This window comes from Halobacterium sp. KA-6 (assembly GCF_021029015.1).
In the GTDB taxonomy this organism is placed as follows: domain Archaea; phylum Halobacteriota; class Halobacteria; order Halobacteriales; family Halobacteriaceae; genus Halobacterium.
Genome location: NZ_JAJJZH010000004.1, coordinates 37,325 through 51,145 on the forward strand (window position 1 = coordinate 37,325; position 13,821 = coordinate 51,145).

Below are 13,821 nucleotides of genomic sequence, written 5' to 3' on the forward strand. Positions count from 1 at the left end.
TCTAGACGGGCCAGGTAGGAAGCGAAGGATTCCCATTCTCCCAGCGAATCCCCTCTACTGCCGCCGGGAACTGCTGCAGTCGGTCATCAAGGACGGCGAGCGGGTGCGCATCAAGAAACGTCGCGCTATGCCGATCAACCGGCGTGTCTTCGTGATCGAGTTGGATGTGGCAGGGCCCAAGATCCGGATGGTCGGCGTCCTGGTGGAAGCCGAGCATCAGGTTCCGGTTCGGTTCGACCCAGTTGATGCGGTAGTATTCGTGGTCGACGCCGGCGGGGTACCAGAAGCGAATCTCCAGGCGTGCGGTCGCCGCATCGTAGGAATGACTCAGGAACGTTGTCGGATCGACATCCGTGATGACGTACCGGGGTCGGCGTCGAGACGGGCGATAGCGGACGTCCTCACACCCCGCTTGATTCGTCAATCGGTCGTGAATGTCGCAGAGGAGGGTCCGCTGTATATAGCGGTCGCGGCCGGCAAGAAAGATCATTCTGTGAGAGAAAGGATTAGCTCGTGGCGCGGTCAGCCACGTCGGTCATCTGTTCGCGGGCGGCTTCGACGTCGGAGTAGAGTTCCAGTGCGTGCTTGATGAGGCGGCGATCCTCCTCGTTCTCACGCCAGAAAGCGATGACGTCGCGGCGCTCGCGGAGTTCAGCACTTGCGAGGTCGCCGTTGGCGAGCGACTGTTCGAGGTCCTCCCACGTCTCGACATCGTAGGTCGCCTGCCACTCCTCGATTTCCTTGGTGATCGCTGCCAGTTCGTTGCGTAGCTCCTCGCGCGTGTTCTCCTCGATGAGCGTCCGAATTTCCTCGAAGAGCAGTCGTGTGTAGTCCGGCTGGTAGCGCGTGGTCTCGCCGGCCTCGACGCGGCGCAACTGGCCCTGGTCGACGAGATCCTGGAGTTCCTCGTTGGTTGTACTCCAGGCGGCGTCGGCCTGCTCGCTGATCCAGTTGACTGACCGCGGTTCGGGAAGCGTCTCGGCGACCGCTCGAATGCGGTCGCGGGCGCTCATCGACTCAGCCCACGTCTGAACGCCATCTCGCGAATATTCGGACATACTTGGCACCTCTCGCAATAGTGTTAGATCCGCACTCCCATATATGTTTGTACGCTCTCGCATAATTGAAAACCCATTGCGAGCGAAGCTGTCAGTGTCGCGTTCCCCAGCGTCCTTGATGACGGCGTCAGTGACTGGCGGACCACCCACCCAGCCAAACTCGCCTCCTACTGCGACGACCAAGCCATCCAACTCTACTCGTACAAACACGAGAACCACACCTCCGTCACCCAGCCATTCACCCCCGGCGACTACGTCATGCGGTACCACAAGACCTGCAGAAAAATAGTACGTTGGCATAAGCGTGCATACTGAATGTAGTGTGGCGGCACACTAGGTTTTTCACACCACGTCACCTACCGGGAGGTATGAGCAGCGACAGAATCGACGCCGAAAGCAAGGTGTCTGGAAACCAGGCTAACATCCCTGCTCGGATTCGGCGGGAACTCAACATCGACGATGGTGATCAGCTCCGTTGGCATCTCGAAGACGATGGGAGCATTCGAGTCCAGGTTCTCCAACAGCAAACGGGCACGTTCGCCGATTTTGACGGCTACGCTGGTGAGGAGTCGACCGATGTAACGAGCGAGCATGACGCCTGGGGCGTCGACGTCGAGTAAATGCCTCGTGCACTCATCGATACGACAGTCCTTTTTGCCGCCGCATACCAGCAGGATGGATCCCATGATGCCGCGCTTCCCGTGCTCTACGGCATCGATGATGGAACGCTCCCGGAGGCAGTCGTCCTCGACTACGTACTCGCTGAAACGCTCAACGGCCTCACGACCCACGCCGGCCACGACGCAGCCGTCGATCTCCTCGATCGTATCGAAGAAAACGCCCGCTTCCACATCGACTCACTCACCACCGACGCCCTCGCGACAGGGAAGGCCCTCTTTCGCCAACACGAACCGCTCTCCTTCGTCGATGCCTGCATTGTCGCGTATATGCAAACCGAGGGGCTCGGCTACCTGTATGCATTTGACGACGATTTTGACGCTGTCAAGGATGTCTACCGACTCGATACAGCAACGAATCCCTACGATCCGAACTGACACTGGGAGACCCCACGGCTGGTGACGATGTTCGGTCTCAGGAAAGACCATTCTGTGAGAGAAGCGGATTAGCTCGTGGCGCGGTCAGCCACGTCGGTCATCTGTTCGCGGGCGGCTTCGACGTCGGAGTAGAGTTCTAGTACGTGCTTGATGAGGCGGCGATCCTCCTCATTCTCACGCCAGAACGCATTGACATCCTCCTCCGTGTGAACGCGGAGGAATCCCGAGCGGTGGGAGTTTCAGGTGTGCAGTCCAATCACCGGACTACCAGACCTTTCGGGCGCGGGTAGTCCCACAACATCGGACTGGTGGACTGCTGGCGGTGCCAAACCGCCGTTACCCCTATCCTCAACCGTTTAGGGCGTCCCGGTGTTGTTTTGGCCACGGGGACGCCAGCGGGCGTCAGCGGACTCGGGGGTATCGTCTGGTTTGCTTTGAGCAGTCAGCACGTTGGCACACCCTTCGAAGATGTGGCGTTCACCGCCTGCTCTTCCGGATACTGCCTCGTTACGAGGGCGGACAGGCCGCCTCCGTAGGACGGTTCGGAATCCGCTCCGTTCCGACCGATTCCTCCCCTATAGTACGGCGGCCTGCCACTTAAACGCCGGTATTCTGAAACTCAAAAGAGGGCGTCGAACGTGGATTTTCTCCCAAGTTGACGGCGCGTATCCAGGCCTGAACGCCGTGGTATTGCGCCTTCTCAGCCTATAACGTCGCGGCGGTCACGGAGCTCCGGACTTGCGAGGTCGCCGTTGGCGAGCGACTGTTCGAGCTCCGCCCACGTCTCGACGTCATAGGTTGCCTGCCACTCCTCGATCTCCTCGGTGATCGCTGCCAGTTCGTTGCGTAGCTCCTCGCGCGTGTTCTCCTCGATGAGCGTCCGAATTTCCTCGAAGAGCAGTCGTGTGTAGTCCGGCTGGTAGCGCGTGGTCTCGCCGGCCTCGACGCGGCGCAACTGGCCCTAGTCGACGAGATCCTGGAGTTCCTCGTTGGTTGTACTCCAGGCGGCCTGCTCGCTGATCCAGTTGACTGACCGCGGTTCGGGAAGCGTCTCGGCGACCGCTCGAATGCGGTCGCGGGCGCTCATCGACTCAGCCCATGACTGGGCCCCCGTCTCGCGAGGATTCGGACATGCTTGGCACCTCTTACGACAGTGTTACCTCCATACTCTCATATATGTATGTGCTCTCTTGCATAATCGAGAATGCGTTGCGAGCGAAGCCTTGGCTTCCTCCCACTTCTGAAGGGGTGGGCTTCCGCTAACACCGCTGTCACCAGCGTCGACAACAACGACATCATCGTAGTGTTTGAGCACTGTATCGAGAAAGCGTATCTGGAGCCTAAGCACCTCGCTGACGTCTGCGAGAAACACGACCTCAGCCAGTACTCCTTCACTAGCGAGGAGCTAGCGTTCGAACCCCAGTACTGACCGGATCGGTGTCCCGCAGGTAGGGGAGGGGTGTTAGCGTCTGCCAGACTAACTACTAGGTTGTTTCCGAGGTGGCGGTTTGGCCTGACGAAACCAGTCCCCGGTACAAGCTTCGCTAGTTAACCCAGAACGACTAACCCGGGGGCGAACGACGTCCGGGGTATGTCTCTGCGACGACTACTCGCTGTTTTTGCGGTGGTTGGGTTGGTTGTCCTTGCGGGGTGTGCTGGTGGGATCGACAATGGTGAGCCGGCGCCGACGTCTGGTGTCACCGAGCAAGCGTCGACAACCGTCGCAACGACGGAAACAGCCACACCGACGGGTGAATTGGTCGTCCACCAGTTGAACGTCGGACAGGGGTCCAGTACACTCGTGGTTGGCCCGGATGGGGAAACAATCCTGATCGACACTGGTGATTGGATTGATGATGGCGAGGACGTGATCGCGTATCTCGAATCGCAGGGGGTGTCACGAATTGATCACCTCGTGACGTCCCACCCTGATGCAGACCATATCGGCGGGCATGCCGCGGTGATCGAGCACTTCGAGACCAACGGGGACGGCGTTGGGGCGGTGTACGACCCCGGGATTGCATCGAGCTCGGCGACCTACGAGGAATACCTCGACGCAGTCGAGGCACATAACGTGACGTTGTACCAGACGCAGGCCGGGGATTCGATCCCGATGAGTGGAGGTACGGCACGGATTCTTGCGCCACCGGAGGGCTATCTTGCGAATAAAGACCGGAACGAGAACAGCATCGTCGTCCACCTCCAGTTCGGCGCCTCAAGTTTCTTGCTGCCCGGCGATGGGGAAACGGCAAGCGAAGAATATCTCGTCGAAACCTACGACAACCAGCTCAATTCGACGATGCTTGCTGTCGGCCACCACGGCAGCCGATCCAGCACCAGCGAGGCGTTCCTTGAGGCAGTGTCGCCACGAGTGGCTGTGATCTCGAGTGCGTATGACTCCCAGTACGGCCATCCGCATGAGGCGGTCTTGGAACGGCTGGCAGCGCGGTCGATTCCGACGTACTGGACCGCAACCCACGGCACGATCACGTTCACGAGTAATGGCTCTGCAGTAACGGTCGCCACACAGCAAGACGCGCCGACGACTGCCACTGAACTCCGTTCGGGAGACCCGGTCAAGCCCGGGACTGGTGGTCTAGTCGATCGGCTCGTGATCCCGGCGGCTGGCTCCAGGACAGCCCCAATCACTGACCCAGCCGGAACGACTGAACCGCCGGAAACGACGTCGACGAGTACCGCCAATCGTCTTGATCTCGTCGAAATTCACGCTGACGCGGCCAACGATGACGCGGAGGATCTGAACGGCGAGTACGTCACCATCGAGCATACCGGGACGTCATCGCTAGAGCTCTCCGGGTGGACGCTCGCCGATGCGGCCGGGCACTCGTACACGATCCCTGAAGGGACCGTCCTTGATCCAGGCGACCAACTCACTATCTACACGGGCAGCGGAACCGATACGGAGACCGCGTTGTACTGGGGGCAATCGTCACCCGTCTGGAATAATGGCGGTGACACGGTCATCCTTCGCGATGCCACTGGTACAACCGTAATCGAGGAGGCTTACTATCGATGACCACCGAACAGTTCACTGGCGTCCTTGATCGCTTCGAGGACGGTCTCGCGGTCATTCTGCTCGAAGAAGCGGGGGACGTCGTCGATGAGATCGTCGTCGAGCGTACGGACCTTCCCGAGGAGGCAGCCCATCCGGATGCAGTCCTCGAGGTGACGCTCACCGATGGGGACGTAACTGACCTCGTGTACGATGCGGCTGCGACTGCCAATCGGAAGGAGCGCGCCCAGTCACGGTTCGATCAACTCGCAGAACGCCCGCCCAATAACGACGAGGACTCTTGATTCCCCTCACCCCTGAAAGGGCGGGATTTCCCCTCGTTACCACTGTAAACTCGCCGGTGTGGCCGCCCTTCGGCCGGAACTGGAGTCTGCACTGGGATCTGTCTCTCTTTGGCTGGTGACAAGCAAAGGTCTATATATGATTCCTCGGTTGTCACATGGTGAATGGAACGGGCGACTCGGGAACGTGAAACGGAACAGAGTGAGCAAGCACAAACGAATGACGAGGCACAGCAGTGCCCGGAGTGCAACTCATCCAACGTGATCACCGATCAGAGCGAACGAGTCTGTGAGGACTGCGGGCTCGTTCTTGAGGACGACCAAATTGATCACGGCCCGGAGTGGCGGGCGTTCAACTCCTCAGAGCGCGACCAGAAATCACGCGTGGGCGCGCCGACGACGAAGACGATGCACGATAAGGGGTTAACGACCCAGATCGACTGGAAGGACAAGGACGCCTACGGTCGCTCACTTGACTCGAAGAAACGCAACCAGATGCACCGCCTCCGCAAATGGCAGGAGCGCATCCGCACGAAGGACGCGGGCGAACGCAACCTCCAGTTCGCGCTCTCGGAGATCGATCGAATGTCATCCGCGCTTGGCGTCCCACGTAGTGTTCGCGAAGTCGCATCGGTCATCTATCGGCGCGCGCTCAAAGAGGACCTCATCCGTGGGCGCTCCATCGAGGGTGTCGCAACTGCCTGCCTCTACGCCGCCTGCCGCCAGGAGGGCATCCCGCGAACCCTCGAAGAAGTAACGGAAGTCGCCCGCATCGACCAGAAGGAAATCGGACGCACGTATCGCTACGTCTCCCAGGAACTCTCCCTCGAAATCCAGCCAACCGACCCCAAGGAATACCTCCCCCGCTTCGCAAGCGACCTCGACCTTTCCGAGGAAACCACCGCAAAGGCCCGCGAAATCATCGACACCTCCGCCGAACAAGGACTACTCTCCGGGAAATCACCATCCGGATTTGCGGCCGCCGCCATCTACGCGGCAAGCCTCCTCTGCAACGAGAAGAAAACCCAGCGCGAAGTCGCCGACGTCGCGAACGTCACCGAAGTCACCATCCGCAACCGCTACCAGGAACAGATCGAAGCGATGGGCTTGGGAGTGTAATCTTCTATTCGCATCCACCCGAGAGACGTTACCTTGTGTTCAAGCGCGTCGTGGATCTCCTGGCCCAAACCTCGATCAACCTCTAGTCCGTATTGCCCGCGATCGGCAACGCCGAGTAGTTCGTCGATAGCGACTCTCGCTCGATTGACGATGCGATCCTGCCTGAGCAATACATCGAACCCCTCCCCAAGGCCGACGGCGATTCCGCACTAGCTTCGTTTCATCTGTGGAACTAGGGACATTCCAACCTAAATGGCGAGTTTACGTCGAAGAGCGAATCGAAACGCTGTGGGAACGGCAGTAGGCAGCCAAGAGAACAAAATATTGTCCCACAGATTATTATGCTGCCCTCTCGTTGTTTGGTATATCATGTCCGAGGAGATGGCCCCAGCCAATCGAATGATTCCGGATGGCGGGACCGAACACCGCGACGTAAACGATGTCGTCGAAGAAGACTGGATTGAGGAGACGACGCCGTTTGAACGAGTGTACGAAATCATCCGCACTACCTACGACCCTGCGTCCGCCGGAGAGATCGCCGACCGCGCCCGCGTCTCGGCAACCACGGCACGGAAGCACTTGCGAACGCTCGAAAGCGCTGGCGAAGTAACAACCTCCCAAGACGGGCAGACGACGTGCTATCGACGATCGGAAACAGCGATTGTCACCGAACATGCACAGTCGCTGCTCGCGGAACTGTCCCCCGAAGAAATCGCGTCCGGTATTGCTGATATGAAGGCACAGATACAGGAATGGCGTGAGGAGTATGATGTCGATTCACCCGAAGAATTCGCCCGCGAACGAGACGTCGACGACGTCGATAGCGACTACGGTGCCCGCCTCACGGAATGGCAAACGACGCGACGCAACCTCGCACTCGCACAAGCAACACTCGCAATCGGTGAAGCAAGCAATACGGGCCACCTGACTGGCACAGATCCCGACGATGAGGGCGATAGCGATACCTCCATCGTCGTATGACCAGCGACGAGACCCCCTCTCAACAGTCTCAGCCGGTCGAGCAATCCGAGGTATTTGGGCCTATTGACCCCGGGGCGTTGCGTGAGATTCGAGACCTGATCATGGAGCAGGAGCCGCTGGCCGAGACAGCGTCACTAGACGATCCGTTGAATCCACAGACGCTCTCGGTCGAACTGTCCGATGGAGTCGGTGCAGCGTCAACCGCTCGGATCGACATCCGGTGGAGTCTAACCGAAAACTATGCGGTCCACTACACGGACGACCGGAATCAGAATTTCCGGTTCGATTGCCATCCAAAACCGGACGCGCCGAAACGACACTTCCATCCACCACCCGACGCTCCGAGTCGTCCCGTCGAGGAATCCTGTATTGCTGTGTCTGAGACCGGCCTTGTGACACGAGCGATTCTCCAACGATGGCGATACGCCTATACCAACGAGACGTTCGAAGGGATCAACGATGCTGAGAACCCGCCATAGCTTGATTCTTAGACGATAGGCGTGTCCGCCTTGTCCTACTGGCGGGGGACTCGTGTTTTCGGAACGGGTACAACTAGCCCTCAGACGATTGGTTCGAGCGATTTCATCGAGAAATCCGACTTCGAGCAGTACTGTTCTGCAAGTTCCATCAACGCTCGAGTTCGTCGGATATCGGCGACGTTGTGGATGATGAGTGGCTCGTAGGCGCCCTCCTCCCACGCAGTGACTGCCTCACTACTGTCGGTAAATGGATCGACCTCGTTCATTCCGGCGCCGATCAGTTCCTCGTAGACGCCACTCAGCGTATCCTCACTCGTATTGAAGCGTGTCTCGAAGACATCCATCACGTCGACGTATGGCAGCGTTCCAAAGGGCCACTCGAGCCCGTGGGTACAGAGACGAGTCCGGAGAAACGGCAAGTCAAATCCCCCGTTCCACCGTTCACCGTTGTACGCGACGAGCTTTGCATCGCGTTGGGTGAGTGTCGACGTGACGAACGTCGCCAGTTCGTTCAGGAGTTCCTGTTCGCTGTCGTGGAGTGAGAGCTGTATGGGTGTCTGGAGGGTGTCGTTGAGCCGATCTGTGAAGCCTGCTTGTGGTGTCGTTCCGTCTATATTGAGAAACACTCGCGACGAGACCGTCGAGTCGAACCCAACTACTGTGAGTTCGTCATCGGTCTCGAACCCCGTTGTTTCGATGTCGAAGGCGATTGTCGTCAACTCAGTCATTCTGCACCTCCAGTGTCACCTTCGGCAGGCGATTGCTGCTGTTTTCCTCCAGTTTCCGAAAGCCGTTCCTCAAGCTCTGTCAGGCGTTCCTCGTGGTCGTCGAGGCGGGCCTCCTGTTCGAGATCGATGCTAAGCAGCGACGGCAGCAGCGGATTCTGGTGGTTCAACAGCCCGCTCGCGTCGGCGTGCTCGCGGGCGTACTCGAACAGCCGGTCAAGGCGCGGCTGGTCGCGACGCCGCAGTGCCCGCCGGAACTCCGCCCACCGCTCTTCGATGGCCCGCAGTGCATCCCGGTACGTCGGGTTTGTGCGCCCCATCGCTATCGGCCTCCTGTCCCGGTCGCGGTCCACGCATCGAGCAAGGGGTCCGCGGTGGCCGCCACCGTCTTACCGTCAGCTGTGACGCCCTCCGGGGTCGGCGTCGACGGCGTCGGCGTCGTCGGTTCCACGCCGACCTGCGTGGCGCGTGCCGCGAGCAGCTGCCGCCAGTACGCGAATGTCGTCTGGTAGTACGCGCCGTCATCGACGGGATAGACGAGTGTCTCGAAGTTCTCGCCGACGACCCGTGGCCCCATCCGAGTTTGCTCGCACTCGAGGTGCTGGTCGGCGACCGTCGCGATTGACTCGGTGAATTCGTTTCGTTCGTTACGCGTAACGAGCACCGGGATGTCGTACCCCTCGGCGTAGGTCGCTAACCGGGCAAGGGTGCGGGCTTGGAGGGTTTTCGCGTGTGTTTCGCCGAGGGTATCGTCGGTGCGATACTGGGCGTCGACGGCCGGGGCGACGATGAGGGCGGGTGTGTGGGACGACGTGTCCTCGTCACGACTCGGTTCCCCTCGACCGGCTGCCCGGGCGTCGGCGGTGGATGTCTGGATTACCTTATTCACTGCCGTCGGGAGATCACAGACGGCGCCGTAGTGTTGGTAGGCGGTAAATCCACGGGCGACGTGGATTCGGTTGAGCAACCGTTGACTAGGGGCGATTTGGGCGAGTGTCGTCGTCGTCGCGTGTCCGTTTGTGTCGACCCAGAAGGCGGGCCCGTCGTGTAGGAGGAGATGGTCGAGCACGAGCGACTGCAGGATCGGGACGCCGCGGCCTCCTTCGACGTCGAGCAGGGTGATGCCGTTGTCGAGCTGCGGCAGCAGCATCTCGTCCGTAGCCGGATCGGCCTGGTCAGCGAGGGACCGATTGCGGTCAGCTCCTCGTGTCGGCTGGTCCACCGCTAATCGGTTCGACGTTGAGTGTTCTCTCATACTCGACTAGTTGTCTACGTTCCCGATAAGCCGCGGCGTGGCGCTTCCGCGTTTCAGGGAAGGCACGAGACAGGTGGGAAACTTGTTCCCAGTCGTCGGGTTTCTGTGGATAGCTAATGGTTTCCGAGAACGTTTCCAGAACTGAGTTCCCCCGTATTGGAGAGTTAACCAACAAAACGAGTTTTCGTGTATTCTGTTGGTTAATACGTCACAGCTGGTTTCGCTGCTCGGCTAGGAACGAAACGAGGTTGTCAACCGCGTCTGCTGGCAGTTCCTCTTGTCGGAAGACGCCCTTGAACGAGTCTTCGAACCCATCTTCTTCAAGTCGATTCAGGACCATCTCGATCTGTTTATCGAGCTTCTCCGGGTCGCCACGGTGGACGTGTCGCTCGATGCGGTCGAAATCCGCACGCAAGCTAATCACGACGAGGTCGCGGGTATCGGCCTTTCGCCCGCTGTGGAGTTTCATCGCGAACAGCAGGGCCGGTTCCGGGATTCGCCCGTCCAGGTCGTCGGCGACGTCAAGTGATTCGATGGTACTGTGTTCGTGAAGATAGCGGTACGACCACTCCGCGTCCGTCTGTCGACATCCCATCGCATCTACGAGTGCCTCGAATTTGACGGTGTTCGCTCCGACCCCCTTTGTGTATTGAACAATTCGCCCGTCGTACTCGTTCGAGACGTCCTGCTCGAACTGTTTCTCGTATCCGAGGTCACGAAGGAGGATATCGTAGTCGTCGAGTGCAGTGTCCGGAATCACGGTGTCGATATCGGTCGTAAACCGTGTTTGGAACGCGGACACTGCCCAGCCGCCAACGAGAACATACGGCAGTTCGGCATCCTGGACCGCGCGATGCGTGTCAATCAGCTCGGATTGTCGCTCGGGAAGACTCATTCCATCTGTTCGTTCGCACTTATGGCACTGTGATGTGATGCATCGATGTCCCTGTTGTACTCGTTGGCGATGATCTCCAAGGCGGGCTCGTATGCTGGCCGATTCTCCATCATCTGGCTGACGGTATCGTCCAACGGGATGACGGGGTTACCGTCGACCCACTCGGCGTCGATCTCGCCGGTCTTGGGGAACAACACGTAGTGAACGTTTCCGTCGACGTCGTTGGCATCCGGGCGCTCGTTGATCGTCGTGTCGACGCCAAACTGCTGGAAGAACGCAATCCACCGTTCGACGTCACGGTCGTGCACTTCGATGAACACCGGATAGTCGTCGTGGCTCCGCGCGATCTGGAAGCCGCCGTGTGTCCAGACGTATGCCGCGTCAATTTCCGTGTACGCGAACTCCATTCCGGCGAAGTGTGGAATGACGTACGCGTCTTCCTGCGAGATGGTGTCGCGGCTGTACAACGCAGCCATCATCTCGGCGTACTGCTGGCGCATCTCGTGATCGACGACCTGGATTCCATTATCAGTATTAGCGATAACTTTTGCGTCATCTAATCGCTCAATCCAGTCGTACACCCACGAGTACGAGACGTCGATTTTGCTCGCGATACGGCTGATAGAATCGCCACGCTGGACTGCTAACACAATTTTCGCAGCTGTGGCATCCATTAACTCGTTCATTATTGAAATCGCCTCTTGCTCGCGCTGTCGGTATCGCTTCTAGCTATCTCTAAAGAGATACCACTACATAGAATTTCCGCCTAAATCGGCTACCTGCGGGACGTGCGTACGCGACCCTTTTCCGGTCACTGCATCGGCGACGCGGCTGCTGAATCGACGAGCGCGTACTCCCGATCCCGACTCGTGCCCTCTGCCTCGATGAGATTGTATTGCTCCATTTTCGAGAGGTACGTCCGGACGGTCCGTTTCGTCCGGGGGTCATCGACCTCCTCTGTGTAGCGGTCGTGAATCTCGCTTGGTCCGAGCGGGCCGTGCTCGCGAACGATGTCGTAGACAGTCCGCTGGTGCGGCGTGAGCGAATCGAGACTTCGTTGTTTAATCTGAGCACGGGCGTCGTCGGCTGAATCGCGGAGGATGTCGTCAGTAATCTGTTCTTGATTTTCGCGGTCGGCCGTGCTGGCTGCCGTCCGGAGGATGCCGATTGCGAGGCGGGCGTCGCCGGCGGCCGCGTCGGCGATTCGGTAAAGCTGGTCGTCGGTGATGACGTCCTCGTTGAGGCCCCACTTGGCGCGAGCACGCAGAATGTCGTACAGCTGCTCGTCGTGGTACTTGTCCATCCGGACGTGTTCGCTGGAGCGCAGGCGACTCACGAGGCGGTCGTCGACGCGGCTGAACAGCTCCTCTTCCTTGTTCGCGATGCAGATGATCGCGAACTGTGGGAGGCTGTGGAGGTCGTAGATGACGCTGGGGTCTTCGAGCTGGTCGACCTCATCGAGGATGACGACGGTTCGTGCGCCGTCGTGCTGTTGGAGGCGGTCGACGAGTTCGTCGTGGGGCGTCGACTGGCGGTGGATGTCGATGGTCGCGCCGAGGTCGTCGAGGATTTGGTAGAGCGTGCGGAACCGAGTGTAGTTGCGCCAGCAGTTGACGTAGATGGCCTCAACGTCGAGAACTTCTTCCCGAAGTCGTTCCGTGACGAATTTCGAGATACAGGTTTTCCCCGTTCCGCTGGGTCCGGTGACGATAGCTGTGTCGGCTGGTTCTCCGTTCGTGATGGGCTCGAGAACGCTGGAGAGGTGGTTGACTTCGGCGTCGCGATGCTCGACTTCTCGAGGGACGAACCCGGCGCGGAGGACGCGAGCATCGCGGATCATCTGTCTGTGGTCGTCTCATTTTTCGTCTACCCCTAAAAGCGTGACCGGGTCGTTTCCGGAAACGACCCAAGTAACACCACAAGAGCAATCTCAATTCCTACGCTGTCACTCGATTCCTGTTTACGGAAAACTAGGGCTTCCGGGAATTTCAGGAATCGGATCTCAGCCAATAAGCATCTCATCAGATGGGGAAGAACGCGTTACATCAGGGGCCCTAGTCGGCGGCTTTGTACCCGATAGTGTGGCTAAGGCCACCAATTCAAAACACTCCCCACGCCCCGCTCAGCCTCCAGCCGAAACCGGCCCCAGACACGCAGTCCCCTCGGAAATCCTGCTGAAAGAAGCACGAAATAGAGAACCTAACTCCATAGGGTGGACGTTTTTCCACGGCCGTATATTGTCCGTGGATAATGGCGTTTGCGACCTGTCCAAACTGCGGGTATCGGCTGGTGAAGGCGAAACGCCGAGAGATTATTGAGCAGGAACCGAGCTATATTTTCGAGTGCTCCGAATGCGGACACGAATGGTCAAAACCGATTTTGTGACCGTGAAGGCCGATACGTAACAGCACTTCTCTACAGGACTCCACGGGGTTGCGCGTCGTGGCCGGCGATTTCTGGTATGTACACACGAAACCACGAATCTCGTGTGAACGAGATATCTTGTAGATCGACCCGGAGATACGCTTTCACTCTTGTTTTCAGAAATGTATGGCTGTGGTAGTTCTGCTGTTCACACGACGGGCAATCCACGAGTAATTTGAAGCTATTGAGGTAAACCGAACTTAACCAACAAACTGAGTGAACTACACCAGATGTTGGTTAAACTCTCTATGGGTATCTAACGGCTTCGTGCTCCCTATCACTTACCCGTCCGGCGTGGCAATCGACGATCTCAGATGGACCTCGGAGACTCGCTGCACCACGACTCAGCTGTAAACCAGGATCTTCCCCCGATGCAGTGCGATGCGTGCGAGTCAGCCCTCCAGTCCCCAGACCGGCATATGCTGTCATTCCTGCTTCTCGACCAGCTTACAGCTCCACTTATCGGCTGTGACGACCACCTACAGCAGTTCGCTTCGACCTGTGGATACACGTCG

16 protein-coding genes and 2 pseudogenes are annotated in these 13,821 nt (G+C 58.8%); 9 read left to right on the forward strand and 9 right to left on the reverse strand.

Annotation, left to right across the window (positions count from 1 at the left end):
• Position 1 precedes the first annotated feature (1 nt).
• Positions 2–490: a hypothetical protein gene (locus LPA46_RS09975; RefSeq protein ID WP_230892397.1), complete on the reverse strand. Its 489-nt coding sequence runs from the start codon at positions 488–490 to the stop codon at positions 2–4.
• A 16-nt stretch (positions 491–506) separates the two neighbouring features.
• Positions 507–1,058 carry a DUF7342 family protein gene (locus LPA46_RS09980; protein ID WP_230892398.1) on the reverse strand — a complete coding sequence of 184 codons (552 nt, stop codon included), beginning with the start codon at positions 1,056–1,058 and terminating at the stop codon, positions 507–509.
• A gap of 84 nt (positions 1,059–1,142) precedes the next feature.
• On the opposite strand from LPA46_RS09980, the pseudogene LPA46_RS19125 reads away from it, so the two are divergent.
• From LPA46_RS19125 to LPA46_RS09990, 3 genes and pseudogenes are all read left to right on the forward strand, one after another.
• Positions 1,143–1,322: pseudogene (locus LPA46_RS19125) on the forward strand (hypothetical protein); the annotation flags it as partial.
• A 104-nt stretch (positions 1,323–1,426) separates the two neighbouring features.
• Positions 1,427–1,678: an AbrB/MazE/SpoVT family DNA-binding domain-containing protein gene (locus tag LPA46_RS09985; protein WP_230892399.1), complete on the forward strand. Its 252-nt coding sequence runs from the start codon at positions 1,427–1,429 to the stop codon at positions 1,676–1,678.
• Positions 1,679–2,113: a PIN domain-containing protein gene (locus LPA46_RS09990; RefSeq protein ID WP_230892400.1), complete on the forward strand. Its 435-nt coding sequence runs from the start codon at positions 1,679–1,681 to the stop codon at positions 2,111–2,113.
• A 706-nt stretch (positions 2,114–2,819) separates the two neighbouring features.
• Here LPA46_RS09990 and LPA46_RS18990 read toward each other — a convergent pair.
• Positions 2,820–3,246: pseudogene (locus LPA46_RS18990) on the reverse strand (DUF7342 family protein); the annotation flags it as partial.
• A gap of 71 nt (positions 3,247–3,317) precedes the next feature.
• Here LPA46_RS18990 and LPA46_RS10000 point away from each other — a divergent pair.
• The 6 genes from LPA46_RS10000 to LPA46_RS10025 all read left to right on the forward strand — a co-directional run bounded on the left by LPA46_RS10000 (position 3,318) and on the right by LPA46_RS10025 (position 8,007).
• Complete coding sequence (locus LPA46_RS10000) at positions 3,318–3,542, forward strand: hypothetical protein (protein WP_230892402.1); 225 nt, start codon at positions 3,318–3,320, stop codon at positions 3,540–3,542.
• A gap of 162 nt (positions 3,543–3,704) precedes the next feature.
• Positions 3,705–5,150, forward strand: coding sequence for a lamin tail domain-containing protein (locus LPA46_RS10005; RefSeq protein ID WP_230892403.1), 1,446 nt, complete (start codon positions 3,705–3,707; stop codon positions 5,148–5,150).
• Positions 5,147–5,431, forward strand: coding sequence for a DUF3006 domain-containing protein (locus LPA46_RS10010; protein WP_230892404.1), 285 nt, complete (start codon positions 5,147–5,149; stop codon positions 5,429–5,431). Before LPA46_RS10005 ends, LPA46_RS10010 begins: the two co-directional genes overlap by 4 nt.
• A 162-nt stretch (positions 5,432–5,593) precedes the next feature.
• Positions 5,594–6,547 (forward strand): transcription initiation factor IIB, encoded by a 954-nt coding sequence (locus tag LPA46_RS10015; RefSeq protein WP_230892405.1) that lies wholly within the window; start codon positions 5,594–5,596, stop codon positions 6,545–6,547.
• A gap of 369 nt (positions 6,548–6,916) precedes the next feature.
• Complete coding sequence (locus LPA46_RS10020; protein WP_230892406.1) at positions 6,917–7,528, forward strand: DUF7342 family protein; 612 nt, start codon at positions 6,917–6,919, stop codon at positions 7,526–7,528.
• The gene (locus LPA46_RS10025) at positions 7,525–8,007 is read left to right on the forward strand and encodes a hypothetical protein (RefSeq protein ID WP_230892407.1); all 483 of its coding nucleotides are present in this window, start codon (positions 7,525–7,527) and stop codon (positions 8,005–8,007) included. The genes LPA46_RS10020 and LPA46_RS10025 overlap by 4 nt, the downstream gene beginning before the upstream one ends.
• Positions 8,008–8,087: 80 nt before the next feature.
• Here LPA46_RS10025 and LPA46_RS10030 read toward each other — a convergent pair whose 3' ends face one another.
• The 6 genes from LPA46_RS10030 to LPA46_RS10055 form a co-directional block, all read right to left on the reverse strand.
• Positions 8,088–8,735, reverse strand: coding sequence for a ribonuclease H-like domain-containing protein (locus tag LPA46_RS10030; protein WP_049983653.1), 648 nt, complete (start codon positions 8,733–8,735; stop codon positions 8,088–8,090).
• On the reverse strand, positions 8,732–9,052 hold the full coding sequence (locus LPA46_RS10035; RefSeq protein ID WP_049983654.1) for a hypothetical protein: 321 nt from the start codon (positions 9,050–9,052) through the stop codon (positions 8,732–8,734). Before LPA46_RS10035 ends, LPA46_RS10030 begins: the two co-directional genes overlap by 4 nt.
• Positions 9,053–9,054: 2 nt before the next feature.
• Positions 9,055–9,987: a hypothetical protein gene (locus LPA46_RS10040; protein ID WP_196219626.1), complete on the reverse strand. Its 933-nt coding sequence runs from the start codon at positions 9,985–9,987 to the stop codon at positions 9,055–9,057.
• A 208-nt stretch (positions 9,988–10,195) separates the two neighbouring features.
• On the reverse strand, positions 10,196–10,882 hold the full coding sequence (locus LPA46_RS10045) for a hypothetical protein (protein ID WP_049983655.1): 687 nt from the start codon (positions 10,880–10,882) through the stop codon (positions 10,196–10,198).
• Entirely contained in the window at positions 10,879–11,556 is a 678-nt protein-coding gene (locus tag LPA46_RS10050; RefSeq protein WP_330166333.1) for a helix-turn-helix domain-containing protein, read from the reverse strand. Before LPA46_RS10050 ends, LPA46_RS10045 begins: the two co-directional genes overlap by 4 nt.
• Positions 11,557–11,693: 137 nt before the next feature.
• A complete protein-coding gene (locus LPA46_RS10055; RefSeq protein ID WP_230892409.1) occupies positions 11,694–12,722 on the reverse strand; it encodes a Cdc6/Cdc18 family protein in 1,029 nt (342 codons plus the stop codon).
• Between the last annotated feature and the right edge of the window lie 1,099 nt (positions 12,723–13,821).

Coding starts and splice junctions, on each gene's coding strand:
- LPA46_RS09985 (WP_230892399.1), top strand. CDS start 1,427: ATGAGCAGCGACAGAATCGACGCCGAAAGCAAGGTGTCTGGAAACCAG.
- LPA46_RS10035 (WP_049983654.1), bottom strand. CDS start 9,052: ATGGGGCGCACAAACCCGACGTACCGGGATGCACTGCGGGCCATCGAA.
- LPA46_RS10045 (WP_049983655.1), bottom strand. CDS start 10,882: ATGAGTCTTCCCGAGCGACAATCCGAGCTGATTGACACGCATCGCGCG.
- LPA46_RS10055 (WP_230892409.1), bottom strand. CDS start 12,722: ATGATCCGCGATGCTCGCGTCCTCCGCGCCGGGTTCGTCCCTCGAGAA.
- LPA46_RS10010 (WP_230892404.1), top strand. CDS start 5,147: ATGACCACCGAACAGTTCACTGGCGTCCTTGATCGCTTCGAGGACGGT.
- LPA46_RS09990 (WP_230892400.1), top strand. CDS start 1,679: ATGCCTCGTGCACTCATCGATACGACAGTCCTTTTTGCCGCCGCATAC.
- LPA46_RS10025 (WP_230892407.1), top strand. CDS start 7,525: ATGACCAGCGACGAGACCCCCTCTCAACAGTCTCAGCCGGTCGAGCAA.
- LPA46_RS10030 (WP_049983653.1), bottom strand. CDS start 8,735: ATGACTGAGTTGACGACAATCGCCTTCGACATCGAAACAACGGGGTTC.
- LPA46_RS10020 (WP_230892406.1), top strand. CDS start 6,917: ATGTCCGAGGAGATGGCCCCAGCCAATCGAATGATTCCGGATGGCGGG.
- LPA46_RS09975 (WP_230892397.1), bottom strand. CDS start 490: ATGATCTTTCTTGCCGGCCGCGACCGCTATATACAGCGGACCCTCCTC.
- LPA46_RS10005 (WP_230892403.1), top strand. CDS start 3,705: ATGTCTCTGCGACGACTACTCGCTGTTTTTGCGGTGGTTGGGTTGGTT.
- LPA46_RS10040 (WP_196219626.1), bottom strand. CDS start 9,987: ATGAGAGAACACTCAACGTCGAACCGATTAGCGGTGGACCAGCCGACA.
- LPA46_RS10050 (WP_330166333.1), bottom strand. CDS start 11,556: ATGGATGCCACAGCTGCGAAAATTGTGTTAGCAGTCCAGCGTGGCGAT.
- LPA46_RS09980 (WP_230892398.1), bottom strand. CDS start 1,058: ATGTCCGAATATTCGCGAGATGGCGTTCAGACGTGGGCTGAGTCGATG.
- LPA46_RS10000 (WP_230892402.1), top strand. CDS start 3,318: ATGCGTTGCGAGCGAAGCCTTGGCTTCCTCCCACTTCTGAAGGGGTGG.
- LPA46_RS10015 (WP_230892405.1), top strand. CDS start 5,594: ATGGAACGGGCGACTCGGGAACGTGAAACGGAACAGAGTGAGCAAGCA.